Source organism: Brevibacillus sp. HB1.2 (genome assembly GCF_013332495.1).
Taxonomy (GTDB): domain Bacteria; phylum Bacillota; class Bacilli; order Brevibacillales; family Brevibacillaceae; genus Brevibacillus; species Brevibacillus porteri.
In genome coordinates this window covers 936,170-955,510 of record NZ_JABMIU010000001.1, presented here as the reverse complement: position 1 = coordinate 955,510, position 19,341 = coordinate 936,170, and the positions used below count along the sequence as shown (strand labels likewise).

Sequence of the window (19,341 nt, the reverse complement as noted above, 5' to 3'; positions counted from 1 at the left end):
ATTTATATGTATGTTCAGAATTATTGTCCATTGTGTTTAGAACGCTGAAATCGGGCGTACTAGCATAAGCCCACCACCATACGGTTTATGGAGGAGGTGAAATCCTTGGATGAGTTGCAGAGGCTCAAGCAGTTTATCACTTCAGCAGAGCATGTCTGGACTCAGATCGCGAATTCGCCGAGAGGAAAGCCTGTTTATACCGTAAACGGTGTGGATTACACGCCATTGCCCGAAAAATACAACACTAAACGAAAAATCTCCCGTATTTTCCGCCGGTATTGGGGAAAGCAATTGACGGAAGTGATGATTCGGAATCTCCATTTGCGGATACTAAAAGGTAAGCTCTGTGTTCCTTATCGTGAAATCCCACCTTTTCCTGCAACTGTGTTGTCGTTGCAGATAAAAGTGAATCTGCCGGATCATCGGACCGTAGCTGCGATACTGAGCGGGGGAGGGAGAAAAACAAGAGTGGACTACCGTTTGATCCGAGTCGGCGCAACCAAAACGTTCACGATCATGAAACGCTCAGGCGAGCAGTTTGATCTGAGATATCAATCACTTGCTACCATTCCCCTCAACCCGAAACCACAATCGGCACCTAGAACCAAGCAACGGGGAAGAACCAAAAAGTAACGAAAAGCTCCTCAATTCCCCCGAATCATAAGGGGCGAGGAGCTTTTGGTATTTAGGCTCGAATGGAAACACGGTAATCCCGTAGCCAATAATCCAGCTGGCCGAGATAGGCGAACAACTGAGGTGTACTCATGAGCTGACCGAAAAACGGAATGCTCGAAGCCTGTGCATCTGACTCGGCAATTTTTCGAATCGTTGGAACATCTACCAGTTGAAGCAGTGGAGAGGAAGAGTCGTTTACTATATCCAGCAGCCAAGAGCGAACGGCTTCCGTATAGGCGGGATTATGTGTTTTCGGGTACGGGCTTTTCTTGCGATACAAAACCTCATCAGGCAAGATTCCTTCCATAGCTTTTCGCAAAATTCCTTTTTCCCGATTCCCGTGCGTCTTCATATCCCATGGGATGTTCCAGACGTATTCCACGATACGGTGATCACAGAACGGGACGCGCGCTTCCAGACTGGCCGCCATACTCATTCGGTCTTTGCGATCCAACAGTGTGTTCATGAACCACGTAATATTCAAATAAAACATTTCCCGTCGGCGAGCTTCGAGAGGGTCTTCGCCTGGGAGATGTGGGACTTCATCGAGAGATTCCTCATATCGCATGGCAACGTATTCCTCAGGTTTGACCCAATCACGAAGATCAGGTGAAAGCCAGGAAGCACGTTCTTTCGTCGCTCTCGACCAAGGGAACGTTCCGGCATTCAGCAGTTCCTCGCGATGAAACCACGGATATCCGCCAAATACTTCATCTGCGCATTCTCCAGAGAGGACGACGGTCGTCTCTTTTTTTATTTCGCGGCAAAACAGGTAGAGGGACGCATCCACATCAGCCATCCCCGGCAAGTCGCGGGCGAGTGTCGCTGTTTTCAGGGATTCAATCAAATCGTCTGTGTCGAACTCAATCGTGTGATGCTGGGTTCCGAGAAACTTTGTAACGAGTTGCACATAAGGTTCATCCTCATTTGGTTGAAAAGCACTCGCCTTGAAATGCTTTCGGTTGTCTACGTAATCAATGGAGTAGCTGTGCAGGGTTCCGCGGCCTGTTTTTTGAAAATGATCTGCCGCAACAGCTGTAATAATGCTCGAGTCTAACCCACCTGACAAAAGGGTCGATACGGGAACATCCGCAACTAATTGGCGCTCAATCGAATCCGTGACTAACTCCCTGACGCGTTCAGCAGTTGTCGCTAGGTCATCCGTATGTGGATGGCTTTCGAGCTGCCAGTAACGTTTTTGCTTGAGGCTATCACGCGTTACCAACAGATAGGAGCCGGGCCGAACCTCGTGTACGTTGTGAAAAACACCATGGCCAGGTGTACGAGCGGGACTGATTCCGAAAACCTCCGCCAAGCCTTCACGCGACAGCTCTGGTTTGACTTCGGGGTGAGCAAGCAAGGCTTTTAGCTCGGAGGCGAGCAGAAATGAACTGCCTCTTTGCGCATAAAACAGTGGCTTAACCCCCATCCGGTCACGGCCGACAAACAATCTTTGTTCGCGTTCGTCCCAGATCGCAAATGCAAAGATACCGTTTAGCTTTGACAGACAATCTGGGCCCCACTCCAAATACGTGTGCAAAAGTACCTCCGTATCCGAGTGAGATTGAAAGGTATGTCCGCAAGCAAGCAGCTCTGCTCGCAAATCCTCGGTATTATACAATTCACCATTGTAAATCATGGTGCAGGCATGTTCGTTTTTGAGAGCCGACATAGGCTGCTGTCCGCCAGCAGGGTCTACGACCACAAGTCGACGATGACCAAGGGCCGCACGAGGAGTCAGCCAAAAGCCTTCTGCATCAGGGCCTCGATCCTTGAGGCATTGGGTCATTTTTTGCAGCACATTACGTTCACCAGATAAGTCCTTTTCCCAATCAATCCATCCTACAATTCCACACATGGTATGATCACCCTTCTCCTGGAGCATTGCACACACAGCGTATGCAATCAGCCTAGCGAGGTTGTCTGTCCAGCAGGGAAATGAGGGTAATATGCGGAATTTATAGAAGATTTAAACTAAGGGAGGCTACGGTGGACAATCTCACGTTATTGCTCATTGAAAGAATGGGCATTCTTTTGACGCTAGCATTTATTTTGACAAGGACACCGTTGTTTCGCCAGCTTTTAGACCGTGAATTGCACGTAGGGACGTCAATCGCATTTTCGGTCATGTTCGGATTGTTTGGGATTGCAGGTACATATGCAGGAGTGGTCGTGCAAGGGGAGAGCTATCTCCCTGCTTTTTGGATTTTTCGTTTGTCGTATGACGAAATGATCGCCAATTCTACTTTGGTAGGGGTCGTCATTGGAGGTTTGCTCGGAGGGCCTCTCGTTGGCCTGGGGGCAGGTGTCATTGCTGGGCTTCATGTCTTTCAATTGGGAGGATTCGCCGCAGCACCGATGGGCTTGTCAATCCCGATCACGGGGTTGCTGGCAGGATACGTTGCACGTTTTTTCTCACAGGAGCGGGTTATTTCTCCGTCCAAAGCCATGTTCATCGGCATGTTCGCGCCCATTATTCAGATGTCGCTTTTATTGATCATGGCAGCTCCGCCCGAGTTGGCGCGAACCATGGTTAACGTGATTGGGATTCCGATGGTGCTGACGAACAGTGTTTCGATTGCGATTTTTACGACGATGATACGGGTTGCCTTGCAAGAGGCAGAACGTTCGGCTGCCATTGAGGCGGAGCGTTCCTTTACGATAGCGGAAAGAATTTTGCCACACCTGAAAAGGGGGCTTACCCCGCAAACGGCTCAGTCAGCAGCCCTCGTCTTACAAAAAGAAACGAGAGCAGCAGCCGTTGCGGTAACCGATCGAGAACAGCTTCTTGCGCACGTTGGAGTGGGGGCAGATCATCATCATCCGGGAGAAGCACTTAATAGTGAGCTCGATAAGCGGGCTCTGTATAGCGGTGGAATCGATAAGGGATTCACGCGAGAGAGCGTCGGGTGCAAGCGCAAAAATTGTAACCTGCATGCAGCGATACTCGTGCCGATTAAAGAGGGGGACAGCGTCGTCGGTCTGATCAAACTCTATTATCGGAGGCCACAACAAATAGGAAAAGTCCAGGAAGCACTAGCTAAAGGGCTTGGCAACCTGATCTCCAATCAATTGACCCTATCTCTCACGGAGCAAATGAAAGGTTTAATGAAGGATGCAGAGTTGCGGATGCTACAGGCACAGATTCATCCTCACTTTTTGTTCAACACATTGAATTCAATTGTAACCTTGATACGAATTGATCCGCAGCTAGCCCGGCATATGACCATTCAGCTTGGTGTGTTCATGCGATTCAACCTGAAGCTCACAGCGAGTCCGCTTGTCACTGTGAGACAGGAGTTGGATCACCTACATGCTTATTTGGAAATTATCAAAATCAGATTTTCCGAGCAATTCGCCGTTCGCACGATCATTGATGCGGGGGTAGAGGAAGCTCTTATTCCTCCTGGTACGTTGCAGCCGTTATTTGAGAATTGCATTCAGCATGGTGTTCGCGACATCACGAACGGCGGTGAGATCATACTCCATGTGAAACGGCAGGATGTGCACGTTGTTTTTCAAATCGAAGATAATGGCGAAGGCTTTCCTGACAACTTGCTGCCAGTTCTGGGAAAGGTGCCAATGGAGAGTAAGGAGGGCAACGGAATTGGCATCCATAATGTCAACCAACGTCTGATCAGCTTGTGCGGACAAGATGCCCATCTTCATTTTGCCAATAAACAAGAAGGTGGCAGTACGATTACCTTTACCATTCCAATGACAACAGAGGTGAGTGCCTGATGCCAATACGCGTCATGATTGCAGAAGACGAGCGACTAGCACGCGAAGAACTGAGCTATTTATTGTTACAAGAAGGAGACGTAGAATTGTTGCCCTATGCCACCAACGGGCGAGAGCTGTTGGAAATGGTCGATGTACACGAACCAGATGTCGTCTTCTTGGATATGAAAATGCCTGAGCTGGAAGGAGCGCAGGCAGCAAGAATGCTCGCATCACGCAAGCAGCATCCCCTCATCGTTTTTTGTACCGCGTACGAGGAATTTGCCATCGATGCGTTTAAGCTGTACGCCGTCGATTATTTGTTGAAGCCTACGGAGCCCAAGCGCCTGGTAGAAACGATGCAACGAATACGCGAGCGTCTGGTCAAACCGAAAGCAGAGCCTGTCCAGACAAAACGAACCAAGCTGTTGGTAGAAGACAATAGCAGATTAGTGGTCATTGATCCAGCGACGATTGTATATGCAGTGCGGGAGGAGCGATATGTGCAAATCGTCACCCAAACGGCTACGTACTCGACGCGGATGACCCTGACACAACTGGCGGATAAGCTTTTCGCATACGACTTTTTCCGTACTCACAAGAGCTATTTGGTCAATCTTCAATTTGTGAGCGAGCTCGAGCCCTGGTTCAACGGTGCTTACAACCTGATTTTGAAGGGAGAAGGAAGACCGCGTATTCCCGTATCTCGAACCTCTGCCAAGGATTTGCTCAAACGTCTTGAGGAGTAAGCCTGATGATCAATCGTTTGCAGATCGTGGCTAAAAATCTGCCACTGACACACTCTCCCCGACATCTTACGCAGAAAAATACACGGTTAGAAAAGGATTCTCTACAATGTAGGAAGCGCTTACATTTTTGTAGATGAGGGGGAGGTTCCCATGGGCAAATCCGCTTCGGCAAAAAAAGCCGAGGATCAAAAGAAGGATGCTGTTGATTATGCAAAAGTGATTCAGTCAGCAACTTTCAAAGAGCTCTTAAGAAGAAAAAAAGCGTTTATTTTGCCATCTTCTATTTTTTTCTTCGTGTTTTACTTTACCCTTCCGATTTTAACCTCTTACTTCACCGTACTGAACCAACCAGCGTTTGGAGCCATTTCGTGGGCGTGGGTATTTGCCTTTGCTCAGTTCGTTATGACATGGGGTCTCTGTATTCTGTACACCAGGCGGGCAGAGCAGTTTGATCAACTCGTTGAGAAAATCAAACAAGAGGCAGGTGGAAGGGGCTAATGAACGTTACTGCATTTTTACTCTTTCTCGGCATTGTTCTTTTGACACTTGTCATCACCTTTTACGCTTCGAAAAAGACGAACACGACTAGTGAGTTTTATACCGCTGGAGGAGGCTTGACGGGTTGGCAAAACGGCCTCGCGATTGCGGGAGATTACATGTCCGCTGCTTCCTTCCTGGGGATTGCCGGGATGATTGCGCTGAGTGGGTTTGATGGCTTTTTCTACAGTATCGGCTTTCTTGTCGCGTATCTCGTTGTGCTCTACTTGGTAGCAGAGCCTTTGCGTAATTTAGGAAAATACACGATGGCAGATATGATTGCCGCGCGTTTTGACAATAAAAAGGTTCGTGGTGTTGCCGCTCTCAATTCGATTGCGATCTCGATTTTTTATATGATCGCGCAATTGGTCGGAGCAGGGGCCTTGATCAAGCTGCTTTTGGGGCTGGATTACACGACATCTGTTTTGATCGTAGGGGCATTGATGACGATCTACGTCGTGTTCGGCGGGATGACGGCAACCTCGTGGGTGCAGATCGTCAAAGCGGTTTTGTTGATGGTCGGGACATTCATCATCTCTATGATGGTTTTTGCCAAATTCGATTTTAATCTCTTGAAAATGTTCGAGCAAATGAAGACGGTGACCCCATTGGGAGAGCAATTCCTCAATCCTGGCAACAAGTTTAAAGTGGGGCTCGATACCCTTTCACTGAATCTCGCGCTGGTGCTCGGAACAGCTGGATTGCCGCATATTTTGATTCGTTTCTTCACCGTAAAAGATGCGACGACAGCTCGCAAATCAGTTGTGTACGCGACATGGATCATTGGTGCCTTCTATGTCATGACGATCTTCCTCGGCTTCGGAGCGGCAGCGTTTGTAGGAGCGGGGAATATGGACCCCGCAGGTAACATGGGAGCTCCACTGCTAGCGCAAGCACTAGGTGGTAACTTCTTGTTTGCCTTCGTATCGGCGGTTGCCTTCGCTACCATTCTCGCGGTAGTGGCTGGGCTGGTGCTGACTGCCGCTTCTGCCTTTGCGCACGACTTTTACGGACACGTATTACGACAAGGAAAAGCAACAGAAAAGGAGCAAATGAAGATGGCCAAATGGGCGTCAATCGGTGTCGCGATTGTCTCCATCTTGCTTGCCTTGTTTGCGCAAAATCTGAACGTGGCTTTCCTTGTTGCGCTGGCTTTCGCAGTAGCGGCGAGTGCAAATCTACCAGTGATTTTATTCACGATCTTCTGGAAAAGGTTCAATACGGCAGGAGCAATCAGCGGGATGCTCGTTGGTTTGTTCAGCTCTCTCATTCTGGTTGCGTTGAGTCCGAACGTTTGGAATCCTGTAGCTGGAAAAGCCATTTTGGTCGGCGAAGCGCTGTTCCCGTTGCCGAATCCGGGCATTGTCTCGATCCCTTTAGGGTTTTTGGCAGCATGGATCGGAACCTTGATGTCCAGCTCCCGTGATGATAAGAAGTACGATGAAATTTTGGTGAAAGCGAATACAGGAATGAAAGATTCAGCGTAGAAACAGTAATCGTAGGAAGCTCATGCCACGAAGAGAAGGCTGGGGTTAACCCCTGGTCTTTTTTTCATTTTTGCAAGAAGGGAGAGGTATTGTCCGTGACGACGATCATCTTTTTCCTTGCCGTCATTATCGGAACGATGGCGATCACTTATTCAGCTGCCAAACAGACGGGGACGACGAAAGACTTTTATGCAGCAGGAAATCGCTTGAACGGGTTACAAAATGGCATTGCCATTGCAGGCGATTACATGAGTGCTGCCTCGTTTTTGGGGATTGCAGGAACGATTGCGATGTACGGCTTTGACGGGTTCGTGTATGCGATCGGCTTTTTTGTCTCTTATCTGATTATTTTGTTTTTAGTCGCGGAGCCGTTGCATAATTTGGGGCGCTATACGTTGGCAGACGCGATTGCCGTCAGGTTTGACAGTCTTTGGCTGCGTGGCGTTGTTGCCTGTACGACTCTATTAATTACGATTTTTTACATGCTGGCGCAATTAGTTGGGGCAGGTGCCCTCATTCATTATTTATTGGGAGTGCGTTACGATGCGGCTGTCCTCGTTGTCGGGAGCCTGATGACATTTTACGTCGTGTTCGGCGGGATGGTGGCGACCTCGTGGGTTCAGATTATTAAAGCGATTTTGCTCCTGACAGGGACATTGATCCTAAGTCTGATCGTGTTTGCCCGTTTTGATTGGAGCTTCTCCGAAATGTTTTCACATGTGAGTACGATTACACCTCTTCAGGAACAGTTCTTACAGCCGGGTAATCAACTTCATGATCCGCTGGAAACGATCTCCCTGCATCTGGCTTTGATTCTCGGTACCGCCGGACTCCCCCATATTATCTCCCGGTTATTCACAGTCAAGGACGCAAAGACGACACGTAATTCGATTTACACCGCTACGTGGGTGATCGGCGCCTTTTATTTGATGACGATTTTTCTCGGCTTCGGGGCGAGCACGTTTGTAGGCTACGAGGCATTGAAAAATGTGGGCTTCGGGGGGAATCTGACCGTCACGCTCTTGGCGGATGCTCTCGGTGGAGAGTTTTTGATGGCGTACATTGCTGCCGTTGCCTTCGCGACGATATTGGCAGTCGTGACAGGACTCGTGCTCTCTGCCTCTTCTGCGTTTGCGCATGACGTCTACAGTCATCTGATCAGACGAGGGGTGGCATCGGAAAAAGAACAGGTCACCATGGCAAAGCTTTCGTCAGTGGCAGTGGGCGTGATCTCCATTTGGTTGGCTATCGGTGCAGAAAAAATGAATGTGGCAATTCTCGTTGCGCTGACGTTTGCTGTAGCAGCATCATCGAATTTGCCACTGCTGTTGTTTACGTTGTATTGGAAGCGGTTTACCGTGCGAGGAGCCATTTGTGGCGTCCTGACTGGGTTAACGGCATCAGTGGTACTGGTCATTTTAGGACCGACTGTTATGCATCCCTTCACCGGACTTATCCGTGCGGAGCCACTTTTTCCACTGACGAATCCTGGATTGGTCTCCATACCACTCGGCTTTTTAGGAGCTGTGCTCGGAACACTACTGGATCGGCCTGATCCTGATGCGGAGATGAAGTATCAACGCGTACTGTTTCAGGCGTTGACGGGAATCCGAGTTCCACCTGCGAAGAAACCGGAACAAGAATCTGCATAAAGCCTCTTCGCGTGCCCCACTCTAGGAGTAGAAGGAGGAGGGGGTAAGGTGGGTACGAGGAAAGAGACAGACGTTGTATCACATGACCAGCCAGATGTCTATGAGCGCGCAAGGCTGGCACTGGATAATCTGATTGGAGAGCTATGTGAAGCACTGGAAGAGGAAGAGACCGAATCCTATAAGCGAAAAGGCTATGAAATGATCGGGAGCTACTTTCGAGAGCCGGTCAATACCGGGGAATTAACCTTGATCTATGCCGTGGTGCTTGCCGATATCCTCTATAAGCTGGAGTTGACGCAACAAGAGGAAAATGTAGCAATGGTCCGTGATGAGTACAGCATGATGAAAAAAGACGATTGAGTGGCGACCCCGTTTGAGGGTCGTTTTTTGATGGGCACGACTCCGCCCTGCATGTTTCATTGGGCAACCATTCATACTACGGGTAAACGAAATCAAAATGGGTGATTGATATGGAAAAGGTCGGGCTCGTTTTGCAGGGAGGGGGAAGCCGTGGGATTTATACCGCTGGCGTTCTGGATTACTTCATGGAGCAGGAGCTATACATCCCGTATGTGGTTGCCGTGTCAGCAGGTGCGTGCAATGGAGCGGCATACTTGGCGAGGCAGAGCGGATTGGGCAAGATTTATCATACGAAATACATTCGCGATCCCCGATACTTTCACTATAAAAATTTGATCATGAAGCGCTCGCTATTTGGCATGGATTTTATTTTCAATGAGATGCCCTACAAGCTGGAGCCGTTCGCCATTGATCGGTTTCGCGAAGCGAAGGAACAATTTGTCGTCGTCACAACGGATTGCGGGTCTGGAGAAGCCGTTTACTTTACGAAAGACGACTGTGAGGATATTTTCCATGTGATTCGGGCTTCGTGCAGTCTTCCGTTTCTATCACCCCAGGTTACGATCAACGGACGTAAGCTATGGGATGGTGGCATCGTGCATCCGGTCCCTTTCATGAAGTCCATACTTGATGGCAATCAAAAGCATATTATTGTGCTTACTTCTTCTTGTCCTCCGGGTGAGTGGATGCGCCAGCTATGGCGTGTCGAGCGTCTTTTTTCCAGAAGTACGCGCTTGTGCCAAGCATTCATTCGTCATTTTCGTATCTATTACGAGACGATTGAGCAGGTCAAAGAGATGCAGAAGGAAGGCAAAGCGTTTGTCATCGCACCACCAGTGGGTACCTTTCTACGAGGTTTTGAACGTCAAGAGGAGAAGCTGGAGCATTATTACAGACAAGGCTACCAGGATGCTCGTACCCAATTTTCTGGACTTTGTACATGGCTTGGTCTTGGCAGGAACAGGTGAAATATGAGAAGGCATCTGGTATTACGGATGTTTTTTCGGCAAAATCATGCGAAACAGGTTTTTCCAAAGCGAAGATAGGGAAGAAGCATCAGGGGAGGATGGAATCAGGAGGAAAGACCCCATGAAATATGTGAATGTAGACCTAGTAGAGCCAGGAGATGTTTTGGCTCGAAGCATTTATACAAGTGAAGGCTTAACGCTCTTGCATGCAGGTGTCCAGCTGACAGTCGGAATGATTAATAAATTGCGTCGGTTTGGCGTCACGATGTTAAGTATCAAAGACCCGCTGCTTGATGAAGTGAAGGAGCAGGAGGTCATCACAGAGACCACTCGGAAGGACGCCATCCGCAATCTGTCGCAAACGATTTCGTGTGTGCAGACTGGAAAAAATTTTGATGTTCGCGGCATTCAAAAATCAGTGGGAAGTATCATCGACGAAACCTTGAGAAATCGTCGCGTGCTCTTGAATCTAGGAGAAATTCGCACGACCGACAACGCTATGTACATTCATTCCTTGAATGTGTGCATGATGGCAACAGTAATGGGCGTAGGATTAGGCTATAATACGGCTCAACTAAAAGAGCTCGCCATCGGAGCGCTCTTGCATGACATTGGAAAGCTGTCAGTCGACAAGGAAGCTCCAGCCTACAAAAAGAACAGCAAGACCAATCATCATACGTGGCTGGGCTTTGATCTGTTGCGAAAAAAACATGAGATGAGCATTGTCTCCGCTCACGTTCCTTTGCAGCATCATGAATGGGTGGATGGTAGTGGGCAGCCACGAGGCCTGACTGGCGATGAGATTCATGATTTCGCCAAGATTGTTGCGATTTGTAACTACTACGATAATCTCATCTCTCCTTTTTCAGAGGAAGAAGAGACGTTGCCTGCGTATGAGGCTTGCGAAAAAGTTATGGGGCTCGCGGAGAAACGTTTTGATCATAAAATGGTCATTCACTTTTTGCGCTCGATTGCTATGTACCCGACAGGAACCTCGCTGAAGCTGTCGACAGGAGAGATCGGTGTGATCATTGACCAAAATAGAGGCTTACCTTCGCGCCCAGTCGTTCGGGTCATTCGAAGAGACCAGCAGGCGAATCGGCGGATGGTGGATGATCATGAGATCACGGACATTGATTTGAGTGAAAAGCCTACTATTTTTATCACAGCTGTCATGGACTAGGGCATGGAAAGAATAGGACTCCCTATCAGGGATTATCCCTACCAAGATCAGGGAAAACCCCTACATACACGTAGGGCTCACAGGGCTACAATGGACTCAAGGCAGATGGATACATAGAGCTACACCACATTTGCCAGATGAAAAAGAGGAAGGACGTGTCATTATGTCCCGTATTCTAGTCCCTGTCGATTTCTCAGCGCAGTCCATTCAGGCGGTCCGCTTTGCGCTGGCCTACGCCAAAAATAAGCATGATATCACATTGCTTCATGCCATCTCACCGTTCCCTTCACGCAATGTTGTCAGAAGGTTGGGACGAGAAGTTGTAGAAGATTATCAATTGGATGAAGCAAGAGATGATCTCAAAAAATTCCTGTCGATCGTAGAAGAAGCAGGTATTACGTATGAACTGGAGATTGAGTTCGGAGAGCCGCATGAAGTCATTGCAAAGCACGCTGCGAATGACTATGCTGCCATCGTAATGGGAACACATGGCTACGGCCGCATTACAGGCTTCCTGTTGCAAAGTGTCAGCTATCCGACACTCCACGATGTCAAAGTTCCGGTCTTCCTCATTGCGGAGGAGACAGATGATAGCCGCTTCCCTTGGAATAAAGTACTCATTGCAGTAGATGGCTCCGATCATTCGATGGAAGCTGCGAAAAAAGCCGTCGAGATGGGGCAGCACCTCCCGGATGTATCGTTTACACTCTTGTCTGTTGTCATCCCACCAGTCACATACGCAGGTGTATATGGCGTAGGCTGGGATAACATGAATACTCTCGAAGGTTGGGGACGTGAAACGTTAAAACCTTGCGAGGAGATGCTTGCAGCTGCCTCAATCCCGTTTGAAAGCAAGGTCGTGGTTGGAGATCCAGCTACTGTGATCCGCCAGACGGCTGAAGAAATCGACGCTGGACTGGTTGTGCTCGGTCATCATGGCCAAGGTGCAGTGGCAGGTACGCTACTTGGCAGTGTTACATTTAAAACGATTCATCGTACGAAAACACCACTCCTCATTGTGAAAACATAGCATTATTTTAGAAAAAGCTGTCCGCTTGGTGGACAGCTTTTTTGCTTGGGCGCATTCTCTTACGATAGAGTTTACGCTTGTTTGTGTTCGAGAAGATGGTTTGCTCCATCTGGTGTAACTTCGGCCGAATCCCACTTGATTCGTGTACATCCCCATGCAGCGAGCAGAAGGATGACAGATGCGATCAGAAATACCGTAATCAACGAAGTCATCTGCATGAGCGGACCTGCAACAAAGGAACCGATCATCATGAGTCCGACCATGAGCGGTGAAATCGTTCCATTCACTCGTCCGATATACGCTTCATCCACGAGCTTGATCATGAACATACCGATCACGATCTGTAAAAATGCCATCCCAATTCCAGTGAAAAAGCGCATCGCTGCGGTGACGTATACCCAAACAGAGAGAACTTCTACCGCGACGGAAAGAGCGAAGAAAATCAATCCACCTGTAATGACCCAACGACCATTCAGGCGATCCAGGTAAATGGAAGCCAAAATACCGCCCAACAGCATACCCAATCCGTCTAATGCGGTAAACCATTGAATGGCTTCCTTGGAGAGTAATAGACGATCCGTGATAACAAATACCTCCAGCGAATTGATAAGACCCGAGGATAGTCCCAGACACGCAAAGGTAACGGCAAGCCCGCGTAAGGCTGGGCGCTTTTTTACATAGGCAAAACCTGCTTTAATCTCAGAAAGGAGAGTTCCGTCTTCCTCTGTTGCACTGGCAGTTGAGGTAGGGAGTGTCAAAAGGATCAGTGCCGAGACGAAGAAGAGGCCGGCCATCGTTAACAGGGAAGGGTAGATGCCCCAATGTTCAAAGAAGAAGGTACCGACGATTGGGCCAACCAGAAGAAAAATTGAACCCGTACTTTGTGAAATAGACACAGCTGCTGCAACTTGCTCATCAGGAATATGACGCTTCATCATCTTGGCAGAGGAAGGCTGGGAGAACTGCGACACGACAGCTGAGATAAATGTCGCAAAGAATACAGCGATCCACATCCCTTGCCAGAGCAAATACACGATGACTAAAACAGAGAGGGCGCTCAACAGGTTCCCGGCTATCATCGTTCGCTTCGGATTCCAGCGATCAGCTAATGCTCCGCCAATAATCGAAAAAACCAAGATCGGCGCAAGTTCGATAGCGGTCAAAAGCGATACGGCAGTTGGATTGTTGCCGCTCGTCTCCATCACATAGTAGAGCAAGGCCATGTTTCGGATCCATATACCGATATTTTCTAATGTATCACTGATAAAGACAGTGAGAAAAACTTTGTTTCCCCAAAGACCTTTCATAGGTCATTTCACTCCCAAAAAGTTATACCGAACGTCCGGTCTAATAAAAGTTGAAAAAAATGCTACTTGGCAGCAATGCCATGCAGCAAAACGTCAATGCTCCTTTTCAGCAGAGCATAAAGACGCTCGTCTTCCATTTGATAACCCACGTTAATGATTCCGTTCATCAGCCCTTCCAGTATCATCGCCATTTCTTCGGGATCGCATGGGGCGAACTCGCCTCGGTCGATTCCTTCTTGGAAGAGGGAAGTATAGAGGGTATACGTGGAGCCGAGCATTTCTAGCACTTGTTCCAAAATGACTGGATCTGCTAGCTGGCTACCGGAGAACTCTTCGCCCGCTTTTTTTAGAGGGTGGGACAAATAATCCTCCAAGAAAAAAACAGCTAAGCCGTACAGTTTATCGATAGATGTCTCGAATTCTTTTTCTTTTTCCTGCCACAGATATTCCCATTCGTTGTACTGTTTTTCAAGCAAATACAGGAACAACTGCTCCTTGTTTTTGAAGTGGTAATAGAGGCTGCCCTTACTCGCTCCAGTTGCTTGGCAAATGTCCTCAATGGAAGTGGCTGAATAGCCTTTCTGAGAAAATAACTCGGTGGCTTTCTCTACGATATGTTGCTTGGTTTTCTCCCCATCGAGACGACGCTTTGACATTTTACAAATGCTCCTTCTTCTAGACTGAACGTTCGGTTTAGTTTTAGTTTATTCGATTTGACAGGGAAGCGCAAGTATTCGATTGAGAAGAAGAGACAGAGGGAAAAATGATAGAGGTATTTCAAAAAGTCGTCTTTTGATCACGGAGTCGTCCTGAAAGTCTATTCGGCGTCGAAAGAGGTGTTCACCTTCAAAGTCCGGTACGCATGTAGGTTCCCTACATTCCGCTCCTCCTTTTTCAGGTTCACACCACTTTCTTGGTGCTGAAAAGACGACTTTTTGAACAAGCAATGAAAGGAAGCGAGAGAAGGGCGGGATTACCTTGCAAATCGGTTGTCATGTCAGTATTCGTCATGGGTATGAGGAGGCAGCGAGAACTGCATACAAAGAAGGAGCGTTATCCTTTCAATTTTTCCCGAAAAACCCGCGAAGCCTAGGTGTCAAGCAATTCGATGCCCGGGACGCAGAGCGATGTCGCGCTTTTTGTCAGCAAAACGGCATGCTGTCGATTGCCCATACGCCATACCCGGTGAATCTTTGCGTCGAGGAGGAGGAGCTTTTCGCTGTTACAGTGGGCTCCGTACGAAATGATCTTGAAATTGCCGAAGCTTGTGGAGCGTTGGGCGTGGTCGTTCATTTTGGCCAGTATAAAGGCGCTGATGTACTTACCGGTTACAAAATCATGATCCAGATGGTCAATCAAATACTGGATGGCTGGGATGGAAAGGCCCAGCTGTTAATCGAAAACAATGCCGGACAAGGCAATCGCATGGGCACAACAATTGAAGAGCTCACGCAGGTTCGACAATTGTTTGCTGAGCCACAGAAGGTAGGCTTTTGCCTGGATACGTGTCATGCATTTGCCAGCGGATTGTGGAAAGGGAATGATTGGGGGGAAGTAGCCGATCGGATGCGAGAGCTCGATTATTTTACGAGCTTGCGTGCCGTTCATCTGAACGATTCCGTTTATCCGAGTGGTTCCTTTCGAGACCGACATGCTTCCATCGGAAAAGGGATGATTGGTGATGCAGCCATTGCGGCTTTCTTACAAACACCCGAATTGCAAGGACTTCCCATCGTTCTGGAAACGGCGAGAGGCTCAGAAGGAGGCCATAGCGAAGAAATCAAACATGTTCGTCTACTTAGAGACAATTGGCAGGGCTGACCATGTTGTGGTAGAGTGTGAAATGATGTGTTCAACTCGGGAGGGGTACCTATGAAAAAGCGTATTAAGGTGACGATTGCGGATTTTACTCATCTTACAGAAAACTTGAATAACCCGGAGGAGCTCGCTCTGTACGAAGCGGCCAACGGAAATACATACGATGCTGAAATCGAGCATGATGGATACGCGATTGTGGATGTGACAGACGAAGATTACATCGAGCTGGCTCCAGGGGAGTATCAGCAGATGATCGAAGAGTGGACAAACGCCGGACAAATCGGCGAGTGGACACTGCAAACCATGTCTGACCCAGCAGATGACAAGGCTTTGCTGTACCGCACAGTGGACAAGGCTGGAACAGAAATCCAAGCACCGCAATCACTGCCGAAGCAAGTCGTCGAGCTGGTTGCCAATACGTGGTTTGGCAAAAAAGCAAAGAAGATTGAAGAGTAATCCAAGAATGAAAAGGAGCGCTGCGAGATAGCGCTCCTTTTTTATGCCAAGAATGTCAGGAGCTTTTCTCCCTGCGTTTAAAAGGTACCGATGAACCGACAAAGCTGGTGAGAAGAAAAAGCGCAGGACTCGCAGACCTTGACAACGCCTACCCAGTCGGAACTTAAAAAAGGGACCACGCTTGTCGAACACTTCTTCTTTGAGAAACTTCCGCCCGTAGGGTGGCTTTGGCTCGACGGTCCCCTTTTTTAAGTGGAGACGGACAGTCAATCCCCCTTGAGGGCGTGTCAGAGTCGAAGAGAACTGCGCTTTTTCTTCTCCTCCACTATGTTGACTCACTCGTCCTCAAAATCCAGTTGAACCCCATACTTTTTAATCCGTCGCATGAGAAGAGACTGGGTAATGCCGAGGGCCGCTGCTGTTTTGCGAGTCGTTTTATGCGTGCGCAATGCTTGCAGAATAAATTCCATCTCAATTTTCTCCATCCGCTCTGTAAGAGAAAGAGAACCGAGTGAAAGAATCCCTTCCTCCAGCTCACGAATACTCCGCAGTTCTTCTGGCAAATCACTGACTTGGATTTCATCCAGCTTGGACGTAATCACGATCCGCTCTACCAAATTTTCCAACTCCCGCACATTCCCAGGCCATTCGTATTGATGCAAAACATCCAGCGCTTCCGGGGAAAAACGACGTTTCTGGTTATGCTTGCTATTGAATCGCTGTAAATTGTGGTGGAGTAAAGGGAAAATATCGTCCTTTCTCTCCCGTAATGGCGGAACATTGATTGGCAAAATATTTAGGCGATAGTACAGGTCGTGCCTGAATTTGCCCAACCGCACGAGTTCCTGAAGGTTGGCATTCGTTGCCGTTATGATGCGGATATCAGCTGTGTATGTTTTTGTGCCGCCGATCGGCATAAATGTTTTGTTTTGCAAAAGCAGCAATAATTTCGATTGCAAGTGGTAGGGAAGCTCGCTGATTTCATCCAAGAAAAGCGTCCCTTTGTCCGCCATTTTCACTAATCCGATTTTCCCCGAGTGACTCGCCCCCGTAAATGCCCCTTTGTGGTAGCCGAACAGCTCTGACTCGATCAAGGTTTCAGGAATGGCGCTACAGTTGACGTGGACGAACGGCCCGCTTCTTCGTTCGCTCAACTGGTGGATTTGCTCCGCAAGATAGCTTTTTCCTACGCCTGTTTCACCCGTAATAAACACAGTTGTGTCGACAGGGGCTGCTTTTTTCATTAATTCCAACAGGGCGAGATAGGAACGACTGTTGCCAATCATGGTTTGAGAAGAGCTCTGGCTCGCTTCCCACTTCATGAGCTGAATCTCTTCGCTGTACCGCTTAAGCAAAGCGACCGTCTCTTCCAGCTGCGAACTGGCACGGGCTGCCTCTGTGATATCACGTGAGTGGGAAACGATCAGCTCCGGTCTCCCATCCTCATCCGGGATGATATGCCCGGTCACCAGGAACTTCCCTTTACTATTGACGAGTTGAATGGTTGTGGTCGGTTTTCCCGTTTCTAAAACCAAGCGGGTAACTGAAGGACTGAAAATCCCCATTTCTTCGAGGTCGGATACGTTTTGCCCGATGAGTTCGGCTTTTGGTAGACCACACAGGTTTTCACTGGCATTGTTTAACCATAAAGTAGTTCCCTGCGCATCAGCAATGAATATGCCATCTGCCAGTGTGTTCAGGATGTCAATAAAACGATCAACAGAAGACAATGCTAGTATCTCCGCAGCTTTTTCCATGTTGAGTAGCTCCCTGGTTTTTCAACTGATTGTACAAGATCAAATTGATCGTTGTATAGTGAATCGAAATTAAAAATAGTTGAGTCGAAATAGATTCAAGCGAAAAGTTAGACTTTTCCTACTTTTCGATTCGAAAGTGAATCTACTTCGACTCAACCGGAAAGGAATGCTTTTAGCTTGATTGCGTTTTCTTGCCCTTTTAAGGCTTGGCACAAGAATTGCTATTACATAGTTAGACGTAAGCGATTGACCCAAGAATAAGAGATAAGGAAAAGCATGCGATGTTATCAAAACTGGTGACGCACGAACAAGCAGTGGAGCATGTTCTGGATGGCACCCGGCTGATGTATGGCGGATTCGGCACGATTGGTTCCCCAGCACACTTGATTGATGCGATCTTGCACAAAGGCGTGCAAAACTTGACACTCATCGGAATTGATGCGGGGTATCCGGAAATCGGAATCGGAAAGCTGATTAGTCATGGACGGGTGAGGCGGCTGATAACCACACATATTGGCTCCAATCCCGAAGCAGGTCAACGAATGATGGACGGGATGCTGGAAGTGACATTTTGTCCACAAGGAATTTTCGCAGAAAAGATTCGGGCAGGAGGTGTTGGCATTCCGGGAATCGTTGTAGATGCGCATGTGAGAGGAGAGCGAATGGAAGGAGCAGAGCCATTTGCTTTTGCCGGAAGAACTTGTCAGATTGAAGCTGCCCTTACAGCGGAGGTAGGGATCGTCTATGCGAAACAGGCGGATACTTACGGAAACCTCATTTATGACAAGGCGGCAAGAAATCTGAATCCGCTAGTAGCGATGGCCGCAGATATCACGATCGCTGAGGTGGAGGAGATCGTTCCGGCAGGAGAGCTGGACCCGGATAAAATCGTGACGCCTGGCATTTTTGTGGATTATATCGTGGTAAGTGGCGGAGGGAACAGCTAATGGGGTTGGAAGTGGATCAGCGAAATATGGTTGCATGGCGTGCAGCCAAAGAGGTCGCTCCCGGAATGGCAGTGAACTTGGGGATTGGGATACCTGAGCTCGTCGCTGATTTTATCCCGCATGAATGGCAAGTCATGTTTCACTCGGTGAATGGAATCTTGGGAGTCGGACCTACGCCGTTAAAGGGAGAAGAGGACCAGCATATTTCCAACGCAGGTGGAGCACCTGTTACCGTAGTACCGGGGGCATCGTATTTCGACAGCACCATAGCGTATGGCATGATCCGAAGAAGAAAGCTGGATGCAGCGTTTATCGGGGCTTTGCAGGTGAATCGCCGAGGAGATCTGGCAAACTGGATTGTTCCTGGCTCACGCGTTCACGGAATTGGTGGAGGAGCAGAGCTAGCCTATTACGCGAAGAAAGTAATCGTGCTCATGAGCCATGTCAATCAGACAGGGGAGCCCAAAATTCGCAGGGAGTGCACGTTGCCACTGACAGCGAAGGGCTGCGTTGATCTCATTATCACCGAGAGGGCCGTTATCGAGGTCACGCAAAGAGGCTTGCTTTTGACAGAGGTCATGTACCCGTACACCTTGGAAAATGTCATCACGCATACCGGAGCACCTCTAATGATTTCAGAAAATTTACAAATAGTAGAGTAATGAGAATTGTAAGCGTGAACATAAAGAATTGGG

At 48.4% G+C, this 19,341-nt stretch carries 18 protein-coding genes; 14 read left to right on the top strand and 4 right to left on the bottom strand.

Annotation, left to right across the window (positions count from 1 at the left end; all coding sequences use genetic code 11):
• The first annotated feature begins 96 nt into the window (after positions 1-96).
• Positions 97-633 carry a hypothetical protein gene (locus tag HPY28_RS04440; RefSeq protein ID WP_083261742.1) on the top strand — a complete coding sequence of 179 codons (537 nt, stop codon included), beginning with the start codon at positions 97-99 and terminating at the stop codon, positions 631-633.
• Positions 634-685: 52 nt separating this feature from the next.
• Here the strand turns inward: HPY28_RS04440 and asnB are convergent, their stop codons facing one another.
• Positions 686-2,533, bottom strand: coding sequence for an asparagine synthase (glutamine-hydrolyzing) (gene asnB, locus HPY28_RS04435; protein WP_174230129.1), 1,848 nt, complete (start codon positions 2,531-2,533; stop codon positions 686-688).
• 131 nt (positions 2,534-2,664) lie between these two features.
• Here asnB and HPY28_RS04430 point away from each other — a divergent pair, with 131 nt between their 5' ends.
• The 9 genes from HPY28_RS04430 to HPY28_RS04390 all read left to right on the top strand — a co-directional run bounded on the left by HPY28_RS04430 (position 2,665) and on the right by HPY28_RS04390 (position 12,361).
• Positions 2,665-4,416, top strand: a complete 1,752-nt coding sequence (locus HPY28_RS04430) for a LytS/YhcK type 5TM receptor domain-containing protein (RefSeq protein ID WP_174230128.1) — start codon at positions 2,665-2,667, stop codon at positions 4,414-4,416.
• Complete coding sequence (locus HPY28_RS04425; RefSeq protein ID WP_017247857.1) at positions 4,416-5,144, top strand: LytR/AlgR family response regulator transcription factor; 729 nt, start codon at positions 4,416-4,418, stop codon at positions 5,142-5,144. Before HPY28_RS04430 ends, HPY28_RS04425 begins: the two co-directional genes overlap by 1 nt.
• Positions 5,145-5,294: 150 nt before the next feature.
• Positions 5,295-5,642, top strand: a complete 348-nt coding sequence (locus tag HPY28_RS04420) for a DUF485 domain-containing protein (protein ID WP_017247858.1) — start codon at positions 5,295-5,297, stop codon at positions 5,640-5,642.
• Positions 5,642-7,168, top strand: a complete 1,527-nt coding sequence (locus tag HPY28_RS04415) for a solute symporter family protein (RefSeq protein WP_173624297.1) — start codon at positions 5,642-5,644, stop codon at positions 7,166-7,168. The genes HPY28_RS04420 and HPY28_RS04415 overlap by 1 nt, the downstream gene beginning before the upstream one ends.
• 89 nt (positions 7,169-7,257) lie before the next feature.
• Complete coding sequence (locus HPY28_RS04410) at positions 7,258-8,820, top strand: solute symporter family protein (protein ID WP_371813423.1); 1,563 nt, start codon at positions 7,258-7,260, stop codon at positions 8,818-8,820.
• Positions 8,821-8,868: 48 nt separating this feature from the next.
• Positions 8,869-9,180: a hypothetical protein gene (locus HPY28_RS04405; protein ID WP_174230126.1), complete on the top strand. Its 312-nt coding sequence runs from the start codon at positions 8,869-8,871 to the stop codon at positions 9,178-9,180.
• Between the two features lie 110 nt (positions 9,181-9,290).
• Positions 9,291-10,148: a patatin-like phospholipase family protein gene (locus HPY28_RS04400; protein ID WP_017247862.1), complete on the top strand. Its 858-nt coding sequence runs from the start codon at positions 9,291-9,293 to the stop codon at positions 10,146-10,148.
• A 121-nt stretch (positions 10,149-10,269) separates the two neighbouring features.
• The gene (locus HPY28_RS04395; protein WP_017247863.1) at positions 10,270-11,331 is read left to right on the top strand and encodes an HD-GYP domain-containing protein; all 1,062 of its coding nucleotides are present in this window, start codon (positions 10,270-10,272) and stop codon (positions 11,329-11,331) included.
• A 163-nt stretch (positions 11,332-11,494) separates the two neighbouring features.
• Positions 11,495-12,361, top strand: coding sequence for a universal stress protein (locus HPY28_RS04390; protein WP_174230125.1), 867 nt, complete (start codon positions 11,495-11,497; stop codon positions 12,359-12,361).
• 71 nt (positions 12,362-12,432) lie between these two features.
• Here the strand turns inward: HPY28_RS04390 and HPY28_RS04385 are convergent, their stop codons facing one another.
• Positions 12,433-13,668 (bottom strand): MFS transporter, encoded by a 1,236-nt coding sequence (locus tag HPY28_RS04385; protein ID WP_173624301.1) that lies wholly within the window; start codon positions 13,666-13,668, stop codon positions 12,433-12,435.
• A 62-nt stretch (positions 13,669-13,730) separates the two neighbouring features.
• On the bottom strand, positions 13,731-14,324 hold the full coding sequence (locus HPY28_RS04380) for a TetR/AcrR family transcriptional regulator (RefSeq protein WP_017247866.1): 594 nt from the start codon (positions 14,322-14,324) through the stop codon (positions 13,731-13,733).
• A gap of 322 nt (positions 14,325-14,646) precedes the next feature.
• Here HPY28_RS04380 and HPY28_RS04375 point away from each other — a divergent pair, with 322 nt between their 5' ends.
• Together HPY28_RS04375 and HPY28_RS04370 are read left to right on the top strand one after the other, a co-directional pair.
• The gene (locus HPY28_RS04375; protein ID WP_174230124.1) at positions 14,647-15,489 is read left to right on the top strand and encodes a deoxyribonuclease IV; all 843 of its coding nucleotides are present in this window, start codon (positions 14,647-14,649) and stop codon (positions 15,487-15,489) included.
• 51 nt (positions 15,490-15,540) lie between these two features.
• Entirely contained in the window at positions 15,541-15,942 is a 402-nt protein-coding gene (locus HPY28_RS04370) for a hypothetical protein (protein WP_174230123.1), read from the top strand.
• 335 nt (positions 15,943-16,277) lie between these two features.
• On the opposite strand, the gene HPY28_RS04365 is transcribed toward HPY28_RS04370, so the two are convergent.
• Positions 16,278-17,699: a sigma-54 interaction domain-containing protein gene (locus HPY28_RS04365; protein WP_174230122.1), complete on the bottom strand. Its 1,422-nt coding sequence runs from the start codon at positions 17,697-17,699 to the stop codon at positions 16,278-16,280.
• 281 nt (positions 17,700-17,980) lie between these two features.
• Between HPY28_RS04365 and HPY28_RS04360 the strand changes: the two genes are divergently transcribed.
• The gene (locus HPY28_RS04360) at positions 17,981-18,646 is read left to right on the top strand and encodes a CoA transferase subunit A (RefSeq protein WP_017247870.1); all 666 of its coding nucleotides are present in this window, start codon (positions 17,981-17,983) and stop codon (positions 18,644-18,646) included.
• Positions 18,646-19,308: a 3-oxoacid CoA-transferase subunit B gene (locus tag HPY28_RS04355; RefSeq protein WP_017247871.1), complete on the top strand. Its 663-nt coding sequence runs from the start codon at positions 18,646-18,648 to the stop codon at positions 19,306-19,308. The genes HPY28_RS04360 and HPY28_RS04355 overlap by 1 nt, the downstream gene beginning before the upstream one ends.
• Positions 19,309-19,341 lie beyond the last annotated feature (33 nt).

Bases quoted from the DNA above. Each gene is read 5' to 3' on its own strand.
- HPY28_RS04385 (WP_173624301.1), bottom strand. From the start codon at position 13,668: ATGAAAGGTCTTTGGGGAAACAAAGTTTTTCTCACTGTCTTTATCAGT.
- HPY28_RS04415 (WP_173624297.1), top strand. From the start codon at position 5,642: ATGAACGTTACTGCATTTTTACTCTTTCTCGGCATTGTTCTTTTGACA.
- HPY28_RS04355 (WP_017247871.1), top strand. From the start codon at position 18,646: ATGGGGTTGGAAGTGGATCAGCGAAATATGGTTGCATGGCGTGCAGCC.
- HPY28_RS04370 (WP_174230123.1), top strand. From the start codon at position 15,541: ATGAAAAAGCGTATTAAGGTGACGATTGCGGATTTTACTCATCTTACA.
- HPY28_RS04380 (WP_017247866.1), bottom strand. From the start codon at position 14,324: ATGTCAAAGCGTCGTCTCGATGGGGAGAAAACCAAGCAACATATCGTA.
- HPY28_RS04420 (WP_017247858.1), top strand. From the start codon at position 5,295: ATGGGCAAATCCGCTTCGGCAAAAAAAGCCGAGGATCAAAAGAAGGAT.
- HPY28_RS04395 (WP_017247863.1), top strand. From the start codon at position 10,270: ATGAAATATGTGAATGTAGACCTAGTAGAGCCAGGAGATGTTTTGGCT.
- HPY28_RS04360 (WP_017247870.1), top strand. From the start codon at position 17,981: ATGTTATCAAAACTGGTGACGCACGAACAAGCAGTGGAGCATGTTCTG.
- asnB (WP_174230129.1), bottom strand. From the start codon at position 2,533: ATGTGTGGAATTGTAGGATGGATTGATTGGGAAAAGGACTTATCTGGT.
- HPY28_RS04425 (WP_017247857.1), top strand. From the start codon at position 4,416: ATGCCAATACGCGTCATGATTGCAGAAGACGAGCGACTAGCACGCGAA.
- HPY28_RS04390 (WP_174230125.1), top strand. From the start codon at position 11,495: ATGTCCCGTATTCTAGTCCCTGTCGATTTCTCAGCGCAGTCCATTCAG.
- HPY28_RS04400 (WP_017247862.1), top strand. From the start codon at position 9,291: ATGGAAAAGGTCGGGCTCGTTTTGCAGGGAGGGGGAAGCCGTGGGATT.
- HPY28_RS04365 (WP_174230122.1), bottom strand. From the start codon at position 17,699: ATGGAAAAAGCTGCGGAGATACTAGCATTGTCTTCTGTTGATCGTTTT.